This window comes from Serratia sp. H1w (assembly GCF_000633355.1).
Classification (GTDB): Bacteria; Pseudomonadota; Gammaproteobacteria; order Enterobacterales; family Enterobacteriaceae; genus Chania.
Map to the genome: position 1 here is coordinate 1 of NZ_AYMQ01000043.1, position 14,379 is coordinate 14,379.

The window sequence follows — 14,379 nt, forward strand, 5'->3', positions numbered from 1 at the left end:
TTGAGGTTTATTGGGTATATAAGGCGCGGTTTTCCGACTAACTTGGTGTTTGCTGCTGCTCGATGTATTGCCGGATGAGCGATATTGGCGCTCCGCCACAACTGCTTGCAAAATAACTCGGTGTCCACAGAACGCCTTTGTAGTAATAGCGTTGGGCGATATCTGGGCGATCACGGCGAAGCAACCTGCTGGATACGCCCTTAAGACTGTTAACCAGATTCGATACTGCGAGCTTTGGCGGATAGTTGATCAGTAAATGCACGTGATCGCATTCGCCGTCCATCTCAACCAGTTCAACATCAAAATCAGCACATACGCTGGCAAAGTAGCTGCGTAGCTTTTCGATGGCATCCAGATCAAATATCTTTCGTCTATATTTGGCGACGAATACCAAGTGAACATGCATCAGGAAAACACAGTGTCTTCCACGGCGAATATCAGTTTCTTTTGTCATAGACCAAAATATAATGATAGTCATGAAACGATTTCAAGCCTTCAAATTCCAGTTAAGACCAAATGGTCAGCAGGAGCGCGATATGCGGCGCTTCGCAGGGGCTTGTCGGTTCGTTTTTAACCGTGCGCTGGCACTTCAGAATGAGAACCATGAAGCGGGGAATAAATATATCCCCTACACCAAAATGGCTTCATGGCTCATTGAGTGGAAATCACACCCTGATACCAAATGGCTAAAAGACGCTCCATCACAACCGCTGCAGCAGTCGCTGAAAGATCTGGAGCGCGGCTACAAAAATTTCTTCCAGAAGCGTGCTGCATTCCCTCGTTTCAAAAAACGAGGCCAAAACGACGCATTCCGCTACCCGCAAGGCGTGAAGTTCGATCAGGTCAACAATCGTATATCGCTTCCAAAGTTGGGATGGGTGCGCTACCGCAATAGCCGTGAAGTCATTGGCGAAGTGAAGAACGTCACTGTCAGCCAGTCATGCGGTAAATGGTACGTCAGTATCCAGACGGAATACGAAGTCGCTGATCCGGTTCACAACTCAGAGTCAATGGTCGGACTGGATGCCGGAGTTACGCAACTCGCTACGCTTTCAGATGGCACGGTCTATCAGCCCGTCAATAGCTTTAAAGGTAGCCAGCGCAAGCTGGCAGTGCTTCAGAAACAATTAAGTCGCAAAGAAAAGTTCAGTGCAAACTGGCAAAAACAGAAGCGAAAAATCCAGCGTCTTCACTCGCATATTGCCAATATCAGGCGCGACTACCTTCACAAAGTCACCAGTGAAATCAGCAAAAACCACGCGATGATCGTCATTGAGGATTTGAAGGTCAGTAACATGTCGAAATCGGCAAAAGGCTCGGCAGAGCAGCCTGGAAGAAATGTCCGAGCCAAATCTGGCCTGAACCGCGCGATACTTGATCAGGGCTGGTATGAAATGCGCCGTCAGCTTGAGTACAAGCAGCTCTGGCAGGGTGGTCAGGTACTTGCCATACCTCCGGCATACACAAGCCAGCGTTGCGCCTGCTGCGGTCATACTGCGAAGGATAATCGTCAGTCACAAAGTAAATTCGAGTGCCAGATATGCGGCTACACCGCGAATGCTGATATCAACGGGGCCCGTAATATTTTAGCGGCAGGACATGCCGTGCTTGCCTGTGGAGGGATGGTGCAGTCAGGCCGCCCGTTGAAGCAGGAACCCGCTGAGGCGAGTCAGGCTTCGGTCTGAACGCTGTAGGAATCCCCGTCCTTTAGGGCGGGGAGGATGTCAAAACTCAATGCTGAGATTATCGAACGCCAGCTCCATGCCTGGCGGCAGCTCGTTGGCCATCAACCATAAATCGAGATGATGGCTGATGTGCGTCAGCAGCGTACGCCGTGGCTGCAAGCGTTGCTGGATCTCCTGTGCGCGGGGCAGATCGTTGTGGTTGCGTGGTGCCTGAGGCTGCGGCGGCAGGCTGCAATCCAGCACCAGCAAATCGAGGGAAATCTGTTGCAGATAGCGTGTGGTTTCCGGCGGCAGGCCGACGGTATCGGTCAGATAGGCCAGGGCCTTGCCTTCCGTCTGGAACAGATAGCCGTGGGTGAGCTTGGAATGGATCAACGGTAACGGCGTGACGAGCAGCCCGCCCAACTCCACCGTTTCGAAGGGAAGCAACGGAGGCTGGAACGCCAGAATACCAGGGTGTTTAAACAGATCGTCGCAGCCTTGTTCATCTGCTGGGCCGTAGACGGGAATAAATTTTCCGCACCCCCAACGCAAAGGAAATAACCCCTGAACGTGATCCATGTGGTAATGTGTCAGTAAAAAACGTTGAATTTCCCCCGCCGCAAAACGCCTTTCCAACGAGCTTAATCCCGCATCCAATAACGTCGTTTCTCCCTGAAATTTGATCATCGCACTGCACGGTCGCCGCCGGAACGCCGGTTCGCGCTGCGCCCGTAGGCATACCAGGCAGTCGCAGCCAAAGGCGGGCACCTGCTGCGCTCCGCCGGTGCCAAGAAAGGTCAGTTGCATACTGGTTTCCTCATTTTACGATTGGTTTCCCCCTCACCCCAAACTGGTTTCTCGCTGCTAACCCCGCTCATATGTGGCTGCAGACCAGCACGTAGGGGCGCTGCATGCTGCGCCCGGTGGTGAGGGGTAAAATCACAAATACTTGGCCACGAAACTGTCGATGTCACGAAAATCGGCCAGCCGAGCCTGTAACACCTCGCGATCCCAGTGCCACCACTGGCTGCGCTCAATACGCTCGATCAGCGCATCATCAAAGCGCATACCGATTTTCCTGGCTGCGACTCCGGCAACCAGCGAATACGGTTCCACGTCTTTAGTCACCACCGCCGCGCTGCCTATCACCGCGCCATTGCCAATGGTCACGCCCGGCATCACGATCGCATTGTGACCGATCCACACGTCGTGGCCGATGGTCACGTGCTGCTCGCGCCGCCAGTCGAAGAATGCCTCATCATCTTCCCCCAGGCCGTAGTCGGAAGCGCGATAGGTGAAGTGATGCTGGGCGATGCGCTGATAGCTGGGGTGGTTGCCGGGATTGATACGCACATAGGAAGCGATGGAGACAAACTTGCCAATGGTGGCGTAAAAGATCTGGTTATGCCCGGCGGTATAGGAGTAATCCCCCATTTCGACCTCTTCCAGGATCGCATCATCGGCCAGATGCACATACCGGCCGAGTTGGCAGCGGTTGAGGGTCACGTCGTTACCGATTTTGGGTTGGGCCAGCAAGCTCATGGCAGGGTGTCCTGTGGTTGTTTTTCGGTTAAGGCCAGCAGTGCGTTGAGGGTATGCCCGAGATCGCCGTTGTTATCCAGCAGGCGACAACCCACCGGCAGGGTTTGCTGGTAGTCGGCCGCCCGCGCCAGCCGTTGCTCGATTTGTACCGCAGTTTCCCGCCCGCGCTGTTCCAGCCTTTGGCGCAATACGGTGGGGGAAACCTGCAAGCAGACCGGTAACAGTTGGGCTCCGTAGCGTTGCAGCGCCTGAGGCAGATGGGCACGGGAGCCGTTGACCACCACGTCGATCCCTTGCAATAACCACAGATCGACCTCGATGCCGAAGGCGTAATGATGCTCATGGGCCTGCCAGTCTAGGGCAAACAACCCGTTGGCCCGGCGGCGCAGAAACTCCGGCTCGCTCAGGGCGATATGGTTCTCGCAGCCAGCATTGGCCGGGCGGGTGATGTAGCGGTGCGCCACCAGCGGTCCGGCGCGGGTTGCTGCCCGCAGCCGTTCTAGCAGGCTGTCCTTGCCTGCCCCGGATGGGCCCATCAGATAGATGAGATAGGCCATCAGAACACCTGCTTGCCTTGTCGCCAGACGTTTTGCACGTAAATGTGCTCACCGTGTGGTTTTGCCAACACCAGATCCGCGCGTAACCCTTCGGCAATCAGACCACGATCCTGCAAGCCCAACGCCCGAGCCGGATTGCGGGTGATCAACTGCACGGCCTGTGGCAGGGTGAAAGCGTTGCGATCGTCGGCCGCCAGACGAAACGCGGCGTCCAGCAGGCTGGCTGGGTAATAATCGGAAGAGAGGATATCCAGCACGCCCAGGGCCGCCAGATGGTGCGCCGCCACGTTGCCGGAGTGCGAACCGCCACGCACAATATTGGGCGCGCCCATCAGCACCTGCATACCTTGCTGATGCGAGGCCCGTGCTGCCGCTTCGGTGGTCGGGAATTCAGCAATCACACTGCCCAGTGCGCTGGATTCGCTGACGTGATCGGTGGTGGCGTCGTCGTGGCTGGCGAGCGCGATATTCCGGGCCCTGCAGTGGGCGGCGATTGCCTCGCGGTTTGGCGTGGCCCAACGTTCGGACAGGCCTATCTGCTCGACCTCATATTCGCTCATCTGCTGGTCATTGAGGTGATATTTGCCCTGATAGTATTCACGGTATTTTTCCCGTGAGGCGAACTGGCGCTGGCCCGGAGAATGATCCATCAGCGATACCAAAGACACACCCGGCTTATCCATCAACTGCTCGAACAGGGGCAAGGTGCTGCTATGGGGCAGTTCGCAGCGCAGATGCAGCCGATGTTCGGCCCGGTTCACCCCGGCGCGCTGGCTGTAGATCACCGCATCGATCATTTTTTGCAGATTTTCCAGCCGATGCCCGCCGTCGCGTACGTCACCAATCGCGACCGCATCCAGCACCGTGGTGATGCCGTTGGCCACCATCAGCGCGTCGTGGCTGCTCATGGCCGAATGTGCGGGCCAGTCCACGTTGGGGCGCGGGGTGAAAAACTTGTCCAGATTGTCGGTATGCAGCTCAATCAGCCCCGGCAACAGCCAGCCGCCTTCACCGTCCAGCGCTTGCGGTAGCTGGCTCGGCGTCTCGGCAAAGTTACGGATCACACCGTCGGTCATTTCCAGTGAACCCGCAACCATCTGGTCTTCCAGCACCAGCTTGACGTTATTGATAATCATGGCGTCTCCAGAACCTGTGGGGCCCGCATGGCATGTAAACGGTCGGCCACCTGCTCGCGGGTGACTGCATCATGGAAGATACCGACAATGGCCGCGCCGCGCTGTTTGGCCTGTTCGATCAGGTTGACCACCGCTGCGCTGTTGCGGCTGTCGAGCGAAGCAGTCGGCTCATCCAGCAGCAGAATGGGGTAATCCTTGATAAAGCCACGGGCGATATTCACCCGCTGCTGCTCACCGCCGGAGAAGGTCGAAGGGGCCAACTGCCACAGGCGCTGCGGTACGTTGAGTTGGTTGAGCAGGGTTTCGGCCCGCTCACGGCATTCGCTACGCTCAACGCCGGATTCCAGCAATGGCTGCATCACCACTTCCAGCGCGCTGATGCGCGGTATCACGCGCAGAAACTGACTGACCCAGCCGATGGTGTGGCGGCGCACCGCCAGGATTTGTCGGGCCTCGGCCTGTACCAGTTCCAACCAGTCATTCTGATGATGGATCCAGATATGACCGCTGTCTGGCAGATAGTTGGCGTACAGCGAACGCAACAGGGTGGATTTACCACTGCCGGAATGGCCGTGCAGCACCACGCATTCGCCGCTGCTGACGGTCAGGTTGGCATCGTGCAGCACCGGCAGGCGGGTACCGTGCTGTTGGTGCAGCACAAAGGTTTTACTCAGGTGTTCAACCCGGATTTTAATCGTCATATGTCACCTGTTTACGACAGAACCGAAGAGACCAGCAACTGGGTGTAAGGATGGTGCGGATCGTCCAGCACCCGGTCGGTCAGACCGCTTTCCACCACTTCGCCTTCTTTCATCACCAGCAAGCGGTGGGCCAGCAGGCGTGCCACGCCCAGATCGTGGGTGACAATCACCGCTGCCAGCTGCATTTCCACCACCAGATTGCGCAGCAGATCCAGCAGGCGCGCCTGCACGGAAACGTCCAGCCCGCCGGTTGGCTCATCCATAAACACCAGCTTGGGATGGGTCACCAGATTGCGGGCGATCTGCAAGCGCTGCTGCATACCGCCGGAGAAGGTGGTAGGCAGATCGTCCAGACGAGAGACCGGGACCTCCACGTCCTCCAGCCATTGTTTGGCCTGCTGACGAATATCACCGTAATGGCGCTGGCCGATGGCCATCAGGCGCTCACCGATGTTGCCGCCAGCAGAAACCTGTGGTCGCAGGCCGTCGAGTGGATGCTGATGCACCACGCCCCAGTCGGTGCGCAGCAGGCGGCGGCGATCGCTTTCCGCCATGGCGTACAGATCCTGCTGCTGTCCTGGCTGCGGGCGATAGAGGATTTGGCCCTGTTGCGGTGCCAGCCGGGCTGAGATCGACTTGAGCAGCGTGGTTTTACCCGAGCCGGATTCGCCGACGATGCCCAGCACTTCACCGGGATAGATATCGAATGACACGTTGCTGAAACCCTTGCCCGGCGCGTAAAGGTGGGTGAGTTGATTGACCGTCAGCAACGGTGTGGCACTCAACGGAACGGAAGTCATCAGTGCGGTACCTCTTGATTGAGTTGTTGCTGGCAGAAGTCGGTGTCTGAGCAGACGAACATCCGGCTGCCCTGGTCGTCGAGCACTACTTCATCCAGATAGCTGTGGCGTGAGCCGCACAGGGCGCAAGGCTCTTCCCACTGCTGTACGCTGAACGGGTGATCGTCAAAGTCCAGGCTTTCAACCTTGGTAAACGGCGGCAGGGCGTAGATGCGCTTTTCCCGCCCGGCGCCGAACAGCTGCAACGCAGGCATCATGTGCATCTTCGGGTTATCGAATTTAGGGATCGGTGAAGGGTCCATCACATAGCGATTGTTAACCTTCACCGGATAGGCATAGGTCGTAGCGATATGGCCGTAGCGGGCGATATCCTCATACAGCTTCACCTGCATCACGCCGTATTCTTCCAGTGCGTGCATCTTGCGCGTTTCGGTCTCGCGCGGTTCGATAAAGCGCAGTGGCTCCGGAATAGGCACCTGATAAATCAGGACTTGGTCCGCCTGCAATGGCGTTTCCGGTATGCGGTGACGGGTCTGGATCAGCGTCGCTTCTGGCGTACGCTCGGTGGTAGCGACTCCGGCCACGCGTTGGAAGAAGCGGCGGATGGAGACCGCGTTGGTGGTGTCGTCGGCCCCCTGGTCGATGACTTTCAGCACGTCGGCGCGGCCAATAATGCTGGCGGTGATCTGGATGCCGCCGGTGCCCCAGCCATAAGGCATTGGCATCTCGCGGCCACCAAACGGCACCTGATAGCCGGGGATCGCCACCGCCTTGAGGATCGCGCGGCGGATCATGCGCTTGGTTTGTTCATCCAGGTAACCGAGGTTATAGCCGGTCAATACTTCACTCATGGCGAGTCTCCTGAAGGGCGGCAAATTCCTGTTGCAAGCGTTTGAGCAGCTCCAACTCGGCCTGGAAGTCGACGTAGTGCGGCAGCTTGAGGTGGGAAACAAAACCGGCGGCCTCCACGTTATCGGCGTGGGCCAGAACAAACTCTTCGTCCTGCGCCGGGCCTGCCACGTCCTCACCGTATTCGGCGGTTTGCAAGGCGCGATCCACCAGCGCCATCGCCATGGCTTTGCGTTCCGAGCGGCCAAATACCAGCCCGTAGCCACGGGTGAAGTGCGGCGGGCGATCTTGTGGGTCGACAAAGCCGTTCACCATTTCGCATTCGGTCAGCAGGATCTCGCCGACATCGATGGCGAAACCGAGTTCTTCCGGCACGATCTCCACGGTAACGTATCCGCTGCGGATCTCCCCGGCGAACGGATGATTACGGCCATAGCCGCGCTGGGTGGAGTAGCTTAATGCCAGCAGGAAGCCTTCATCGCCACGCACCAGCTGTTGTAAGCGCGCCGAGCGGGAGCACGGATAAACCGGCGGGTTGCGGGTAATATCGTCTGGAGTGCTGCCGTCATCTTCTTCTGCCAGTGCCAGATGCTGCTGATTCAGCAGGTCGAACACGTGGGCGCAGCTCTCTGGCAGCGGCTCATCGGCCTGCGGGGCGGCAGGCGTTTCACCATTGGCCAACAGTGCAAAATCCAGCAGGCGATGGGTATAGTCATAAGTGGGGCCAAGCACCTGGCCACCTGGCAAGTCTTTGTAAACCGCCGAGATGCGCCGCTCCAGCCGCATGTTCTCACTCGCCAACGGTTCGCTGACGGCCAGACGTGGCAGGGTGGTACGATAGGCGCGCAGCAGAAAAATGGCCTCCACCAGATCGCCGCTGGCCTGCTTGATGGCCAACGCCGCTAGCTGACGATCGTAAATACCGCCTTCCGTCATCACCCGGTCAACGGCCAAACCCAGCTGTTCGCCGATTTGCTCTGCACTAAGCGCGGGAATGCTTTCGTCGCCCCGACGCAGATTTTCCTGTAGTTGATGGGCAGCCTCGATGGCCTTTTCGCCCCCTTTCACCGCAACGTACATCAGCACTCCTCCACGCGGGTGGTTCTTGGCAGCGCCATCAGACGCCCGCCGCTGGTCAAGATAATGTCCAGACCCAGCGGGAAGCGCTGTGGTCGTTCGAGTAGATAATTCCGTAACGCCATTGGCAACGACGGAGAAATTTCCCGTTGTTTTTCAATGCCGGGGCCGGAGAGGTGTAGTCCGTCACTGCCTTCCAATGTCGCTACCTGCACCACCAACGTGGCACCGAACTCTGGTGAAACTTCACTGCCGTGTGGTAGAGCGCTTAAATCGGCAGGCTGTAATTGGTCATCCCATACCGCCAGGTGGATATCTTCCGGGCAGTTAGCCAGCGCTGCGCCGGTATGAAAACGGATGTTAGTTAGCACTCGCTCACTTTTTAGTTCAGCACAGAGCTGCAGCGGTGTTTCCTGATCTGCCAGCGTCAGCAACACGGCGGTGCTGGCGGTGTTCAGCGCACCCCATGCCGGAACATCTGGGAGCTCAACAATCATGCCAGGCTCACTTAACGCCTTTAAAATCAAACGAAAAGCCTGCTGCGATTGTTCAATCGGCTGGTCAAAACCGGCTAATAACGTCATGGCTTAATCCCCTCGTACCAGCGTAAAGAAATCCACCCGGCTGGAGGCGACGGCGCGGGCACGCAGTTGGCGCTGCTCCTGTTGCAGTGCGGCCAAGGGTTCGATCAGTTGAAGCTGTAGCAATTCATGGTTGGCGGGTTGCTGTAGCAGGGCGTCGATCAGCGCACATAGCTCGGCATGATCCTTGTCACGCCCGCTGATGTAGCTGTAGCCCTGGACGCCGTTTGCCAACTGCACCACCGCGCGGGTCACGGTCATATCACCCAGTACAAAGCGACGGCCAGTTGCCCCCATGCGCCCTAGCAACTGCGTCAGGCCAATCTCCGGGGCGCGCAGGCGTTGGTAGCTCGGGTTGAGGTTCAGCGCCTGCCAGTGGCTGCGCAACTGAGCGGGCTGGCTATGCGCCAGTACCGACATCCAGCGTTGTCTCTGCTGTAAGGCTTGCATTCAGTGCTCCATCGTCAGTTCGATCATGTCGGCACGCGCCAGGCTGACGGAGTATTCCGCCACCGTATCGCTGCCGCTACAGGTGTTCAGGGTACGCACGCATAGCAACGGCGCATGGGTGGCGATCTCCAGCAGGCGGCTCTCTTTCGCCTGGGCACGCCGTGCGCTGATGCGGGTCTGGCGGCGGGTCAGCGGCTGGTGGATCTGCTGTTGGATAAATTCGTGCAGAGAACCGCTATGGAACTGCTGCAGTGCGGGCCACCAGTCCAGATCGGGCAGATAATGGTCGATCACGCTCATCGGCACGCCGTTCACCCGGCGCAGAGTGCGCAGGTGGATGATGGTTTCCCCCTCTTCACGGCTGAGGGCGCTGGCGACATGCCCACTGCACGGGCGTAATACTGCAAGTAAGCGCTCACTGGTGGGATGGCTGCCCTGCTCGAGCAGGTTCTGGCTGAAACGAGTATTGGCGTGCAGCGGATAGTTATAAGGGCGCAGTAAGACCAGAATGCCGATACCGTGGCGGCGTTGCAGCCAGCCGCGCTCTACCAGCTCATCGACGGCACGGCGCAGCGTATGGCGATTGACCTGATAGCGCTCGGCAAGTTGTTGTTCTGAAGGCAGATAATCCCCGCAGCGGTACTGGCTGCACAGTTCTTGCTCCAACTGGGCGGCAATCTGCTGATAACGGGTGGGGTAACTGGTCGGATGTCTAGATAAGTGCGTCATAGCTAAACCCTCGGCACTTCGGTTAGGGAGGAAAGCGGCAAAACGGCGATGAGATCCATGTTCAGCACTCGGTAATCACGTTGGCATCATGGTGCCGAGAGCAGATGACAATCACGTGACGCCCAGGTGGCGAACTGATGAACAATTTTGGACAGGAAGATGATGCTGTGTGGGATAGCGGATGGTGGAGAAAATGGATTTTTTGCGATGAAAGGTGGGCGCAGCCTACGCTGCACCAAACGGGGATAAAACTAGCGAAGCTTATGCACCACCTGATTAGCGCTGCCGCGCCAGATCAGCGCCGGGTCTTTTAAGTCCTGCACAAACTTGCCGTCTATCAATACGTTAATCCGATCGACGATCTGCATCTGTTCGCTATTCAGTTCATCCAGCTTATAGCCGGTCCACAGCCAGATATCTTTGCCTGGGCATTCGGCATGGACTCGCTTGACCAGCTGCAACACGGCAGCGACGTTGGCTGGGTGCAGCGGATCGCCGCCGGACAGCGATAGCCCTTGGCGTGGAATGCGCGTGTCGTTGAGATCGGCCACGATCTGGTCTTCCATCTGCTGGGTAAACGGCAGACCGGAATTGACCCGCCAGGTGCTTTTGTTATAGCAGCCCGGGCATTCGTGTACACAACCGGCCACAAACAGCGTGCAGCGGGTGCCGGGGCCGTTGACGACATCGATGGGGTAATACTGGTGGAAATTCATAATATTATTTTCTTTTATGTTGCCCTCACCCCAACCCTCTCCCACAGGGAGAGGGGCTGTCCGGAGCATTTGGTTGGTCCGTGCTGCTTTGGGAAGTGGGGTAAAGGTATTACGCAGAAAAATCAGCGAACTCGATCGGTCCCCTCTCCCTGTGGGAGAGGGTTAGGGTGAGGGGTCAGTTAACCAATCTCCCCATTGCCCAGATGTTTCACCCGACGCTTCACTTCTTCCTGCTTGCCGGCGTTAAACGGACGGGCATCCGGGCTGCCCAGATAGCCACACACGCGGCGGGTCACCGAGACTTTTGCCGAGTCATGGTTGCCACATTTTGGGCAGGTAAAGCCTTTGCTGGTACAGGAAAACTCGCCGGTATAGCCACACTCGTAGCACTCATCGATCGGCGTGTTGGTGCCGTAATAAGGCACGCGGGTGTAGCTGTAATCCCACACGTCCTCCAGCGCCTTCAGATTGTGTTGCAGGTTCGGGTATTCGCCGTAACAGATGAAGCCGCCGTTAGCCAACGGTGGGTATGGCGCTTCGAAGTCCAGTTTGTCGTAGGGATTGACCTTTTTCTCCACGTCGAGGTGGAAACTGTTGGTGTAATACCCTTTATCCGTCACCCCATCGACGACGCCAAACTCATTGGTATCCAGGCGGCAGAAGCGATCGCACAGGTTCTCACTTGGCGTACTGTACAGACTGAAGCCGTAGCCGGTTTCTTCCTTCCAGCTTTCGGTGGCATCTTTCAGACGTTGCACAATGGCGATAGCCTTGGCACGCAGCTGCTCGTCGTCGTAAACGTGTTGTCCCGCGCCAAACAGCGCGTTGATGGTTTCATGCACGCCGATGTAACCCAGCGAAATCGAGGCGCGGCCATTTTTGAAGATTTCCGCGATATTATCGTCGGCCTTCAGGCGTACGCCGCAGGCTCCTTCCATATACAGGATTGGTGCTACGCGGGCCTTGATGCCTTCCAGGCGGGCAATGCGGGTCATCAGGGCTTTCTTGGCCAGCAGCAGGCGCTCATCCAGCAGTTCCCAGAAGCAGCTCTCATCACCCTGAGCTTCCAGGGCGATGCGCGGCAGGTTCAGGCTGATGACGCCGATATTGTTACGGCCATCGTGGATCAGCTCGCCGTTCTCTTCATAGGTGCCGAGGAAGCTGCGGCAACCCATCGGAGTTTTAAACGAACCGGTGACCTTGACCACCTGGTCGTAGTTGAGGATGTCCGGATACATGCGTTTGCTGGCACATTCCAGCGCCAACTGTTTGATGTCGTAGTTGGCGTCGCCAAATTTATGGTTCAAGCCGTCACGGATCGCGAACACCAGTTTCGGGAACACCGCGGTTTTACGGTTTTTGCCCAGCCCGGCAATACGATTTTTCAGGATCGACTGCTGAATCATGCGCGATTCCCAACTGGTACCCAAACCGAAACCGAAGGTCACAAACGGCGTCTGACCGTTGGCGGTATGCAGGGTGTTCACTTCGTATTCCAGCGACTGGAAGGCGTCGTAGCACTCTTTCTCGGTGCGGGTCATCGCATAGCCTGCCACGTCCGGGATCTGCCACTGCTCTGCTACCTGTTGGTGCTTGTTGAAGCTCTCGGTCACGAACGGGGCCAGGATCTCGTCGATACGGTTAATGGTGGTGCCGCCATAAATATGGCTGGCAACCTGAGCGATGATCTGTGCGGTCACGGCGGTGGCGGTAGAGATCGACTTTGGTGGCTCGATCTCGGCGTTGCCCATCTTGAAGCCGTTGGTCAGCATGCCTTTCAGATCGATCAGCATGCAGTTGAACATCGGGAAGAATGGCGAATAGTCGAGATCGTGGTAGTGGATCTCGCCACGCTCATGGGCCAGCACCACATCTCGCGGCAGGATATGTTGTTTGGCGTAGTGTTTGGCGACGATACCGGCCAGCAGGTCGCGCTGGGTAGGGATCACCTTACTGTCTTTATTGGCGTTCTCATTGAGCAGTGCGACGTTACTCTGTTCTACCAGACCACGGATTTCCTGGTTCAAACGCCCGCGCAGTTCGCGTGAGACATCGCGATCGTGGCGATACTCGATGTAGGTACGTGCCAGCTGTTTATACGGGCCAGCCATCAGTTGGTTTTCTACCGCCTGCTGGATTTCATGGATGTCCACCCGCGGCTGGTTTTCCATCTGTTGAGCGACCACCCGGGCGACGGTAGCGCAGTAGTCAGCATCGACAACTTCAGCGGCCAAGGCGGCCCGCTCGATGGCCTGCCTGATCAGCTCTTCGTTAAAAGATACCTGGCAACCGTCCCGTTTAATCACTACTGGTTTCACGTTGTAACTCCTGTCCCCATCGGGGAGCGTCGGCTTATCCACAGGGCAAAACCGCAGGGCGCAAGGGCTGCGGAGGGTGTGGATGATTTTGTGGATAAATACTATATATAGGTGATTGAATTTATATGGGCACTATATATGGGTGTGACATCGGTTTTTATGACACAGGTCAAAGAATCGGGGGAGCCGTTTGAACGCTGTACAGCTAGCCGTTTGGGGAATATTTGTAACCCTTGCTATCAGCGGCTTGAATGAAGAATGCCGATTATCCGAAAGATCGTTAAAGCGTGATTTCGATCGCATCACGCCGAATTGCGGCGAAAATGCGCCAGTAAAAAATCCACCCAGACGCGCACCCGTGGCGGCAGATCTGCCGAGGCATAATAGAGCCAGATTTGCGTGGGTTTTGGCCAGCAATCCTGTAGCACCGGCAGCAACGTTCCCTGGGAAAAATGCTGCTCAACGTACCAGCGCGATAGGCAAGCAATACCTAGCCCGGTCAATGCGGAATCTAATAACATTTCCGGGCTGCTGGCGGTCAGACGGCCATGCAGCTCCAACGTTTTGTCCGGCAGTGGCCATTTCACATTGCGCCCGGTAGCCGGGTTGCGGTGCAGCAGGCAACTGTGTTGCAGCAGATCTTCCGGCAGCTGTGGTGTGCCATGTTGGGCGAGGTAACCGGGAGAGGCGACCAAGACCATCTGCATTGGGTAGAGCGGGCGGGCTACCAGCCGACTGTCGGGATCGACCTGGCTGCCGATACCCACATCAAAACCTTCACCCACCAGATTGACCACCCGGGCATCCAGCGACAGATCCAGATCGATCATCGGGTAGCGCTGTAAAAACTCAGGGATCAGCGGCATCAGCACCTGACGCCCAAAGCCGGGGATCATACTGACGCGCACGCTGCCGGCAGGAGGAAGTTGCGCTCCCCCGGCCAGCTCCAACGTGGTGGTCAGCGCCTGCCACAGCGGTGCCACCTGCTCCAGCAAGGCTTTGCCCTCGTCGGTCAGTACTACGCTGTGGGTGTTGCGTTGGAACAGCCGCAGCGCCAGCTTCTCTTCCAGCACACGGATATTTTTGCTGATCGCCGCCGGAGTGACGCCCAGTTGGCGTGCGGCGGCGGAGAAGTTCTGTGTCTGAGCGGCGCTAAGAAACGCCGGTAACAGGCGGTGCACATCCATCGGCAGCGGCATGGTGGTTGATACTTTAGGTTGAAGTTAATGTGACGGCTTACAGACTACACCGGAACG

The 14,379-nt window shown here is 57.4% G+C and carries 16 protein-coding genes; 1 reads left to right on the top strand and 15 read right to left on the bottom strand.

The window, feature by feature from the left end; translation table 11 throughout:
• Positions 1 to 37: 37 nt before the first annotated feature.
• The gene (gene tnpA, locus U869_RS0108325; protein ID WP_025121640.1) at positions 38 to 454 is read right to left on the bottom strand and encodes an IS200/IS605 family transposase; all 417 of its coding nucleotides are present in this window, start codon (positions 452 to 454) and stop codon (positions 38 to 40) included.
• 22 nt (positions 455 to 476) lie between these two features.
• On the opposite strand from tnpA, the gene U869_RS0108330 reads away from it, so the two are divergent.
• Positions 477 to 1,685: an RNA-guided endonuclease TnpB family protein gene (locus U869_RS0108330; protein WP_025121641.1), complete on the top strand. Its 1,209-nt coding sequence runs from the start codon at positions 477 to 479 to the stop codon at positions 1,683 to 1,685.
• 39 nt (positions 1,686 to 1,724) lie between these two features.
• Here the strand turns inward: U869_RS0108330 and phnP are convergent, their stop codons facing one another.
• The 14 genes from phnP to U869_RS0108400 all read right to left on the bottom strand — a co-directional run bounded on the left by phnP (position 1,725) and on the right by U869_RS0108400 (position 14,322).
• Positions 1,725 to 2,474, bottom strand: a complete 750-nt coding sequence (gene phnP, locus U869_RS0108335; RefSeq protein ID WP_025121642.1) for a phosphonate metabolism protein PhnP — start codon at positions 2,472 to 2,474, stop codon at positions 1,725 to 1,727.
• Positions 2,475 to 2,606: 132 nt separating this feature from the next.
• The gene (locus U869_RS0108340; protein WP_025121643.1) at positions 2,607 to 3,209 is read right to left on the bottom strand and encodes a DapH/DapD/GlmU-related protein; all 603 of its coding nucleotides are present in this window, start codon (positions 3,207 to 3,209) and stop codon (positions 2,607 to 2,609) included.
• Positions 3,206 to 3,766, bottom strand: a complete 561-nt coding sequence (gene phnN, locus U869_RS0108345; RefSeq protein ID WP_025121644.1) for a ribose 1,5-bisphosphokinase — start codon at positions 3,764 to 3,766, stop codon at positions 3,206 to 3,208. The genes U869_RS0108340 and phnN overlap by 4 nt, the downstream gene beginning before the upstream one ends.
• Positions 3,766 to 4,902, bottom strand: a complete 1,137-nt coding sequence (phnM, locus tag U869_RS0108350) for an alpha-D-ribose 1-methylphosphonate 5-triphosphate diphosphatase (protein WP_025121645.1) — start codon at positions 4,900 to 4,902, stop codon at positions 3,766 to 3,768. Before phnM ends, phnN begins: the two co-directional genes overlap by 1 nt.
• Positions 4,899 to 5,603, bottom strand: a complete 705-nt coding sequence (gene phnL / locus U869_RS0108355) for a phosphonate C-P lyase system protein PhnL (protein WP_025121646.1) — start codon at positions 5,601 to 5,603, stop codon at positions 4,899 to 4,901. The genes phnM and phnL overlap by 4 nt, the downstream gene beginning before the upstream one ends.
• A gap of 11 nt (positions 5,604 to 5,614) precedes the next feature.
• A complete protein-coding gene (gene phnK, locus U869_RS0108360) occupies positions 5,615 to 6,403 on the bottom strand; it encodes a phosphonate C-P lyase system protein PhnK (protein ID WP_025121647.1) in 789 nt (262 codons plus the stop codon).
• The gene (locus tag U869_RS0108365; RefSeq protein WP_025121648.1) at positions 6,403 to 7,254 is read right to left on the bottom strand and encodes an alpha-D-ribose 1-methylphosphonate 5-phosphate C-P-lyase PhnJ; all 852 of its coding nucleotides are present in this window, start codon (positions 7,252 to 7,254) and stop codon (positions 6,403 to 6,405) included. The genes phnK and U869_RS0108365 overlap by 1 nt, the downstream gene beginning before the upstream one ends.
• Positions 7,247 to 8,332: a carbon-phosphorus lyase complex subunit PhnI gene (locus tag U869_RS0108370; RefSeq protein WP_025121649.1), complete on the bottom strand. Its 1,086-nt coding sequence runs from the start codon at positions 8,330 to 8,332 to the stop codon at positions 7,247 to 7,249. Before U869_RS0108370 ends, U869_RS0108365 begins: the two co-directional genes overlap by 8 nt.
• A complete protein-coding gene (gene phnH / locus U869_RS0108375; RefSeq protein WP_025121650.1) occupies positions 8,332 to 8,913 on the bottom strand; it encodes a phosphonate C-P lyase system protein PhnH in 582 nt (193 codons plus the stop codon). Before phnH ends, U869_RS0108370 begins: the two co-directional genes overlap by 1 nt.
• Positions 8,914 to 8,916: 3 nt before the next feature.
• Positions 8,917 to 9,360, bottom strand: a complete 444-nt coding sequence (phnG, locus tag U869_RS0108380; RefSeq protein ID WP_025121651.1) for a phosphonate C-P lyase system protein PhnG — start codon at positions 9,358 to 9,360, stop codon at positions 8,917 to 8,919.
• Positions 9,361 to 10,089 (bottom strand): phosphonate metabolism transcriptional regulator PhnF, encoded by a 729-nt coding sequence (phnF, locus tag U869_RS0108385; protein ID WP_025121652.1) that lies wholly within the window; start codon positions 10,087 to 10,089, stop codon positions 9,361 to 9,363.
• 251 nt (positions 10,090 to 10,340) lie between these two features.
• Entirely contained in the window at positions 10,341 to 10,805 is a 465-nt protein-coding gene (nrdG, locus tag U869_RS0108390) for an anaerobic ribonucleoside-triphosphate reductase-activating protein (RefSeq protein WP_025121653.1), read from the bottom strand.
• Positions 10,806 to 10,984: 179 nt separating this feature from the next.
• Entirely contained in the window at positions 10,985 to 13,123 is a 2,139-nt protein-coding gene (gene nrdD / locus U869_RS0108395; RefSeq protein ID WP_025121654.1) for an anaerobic ribonucleoside-triphosphate reductase, read from the bottom strand.
• 302 nt (positions 13,124 to 13,425) lie between these two features.
• Positions 13,426 to 14,322 carry a LysR family transcriptional regulator gene (locus U869_RS0108400; protein WP_025121655.1) on the bottom strand — a complete coding sequence of 299 codons (897 nt, stop codon included), beginning with the start codon at positions 14,320 to 14,322 and terminating at the stop codon, positions 13,426 to 13,428.
• Between the last annotated feature and the right edge of the window lie 57 nt (positions 14,323 to 14,379).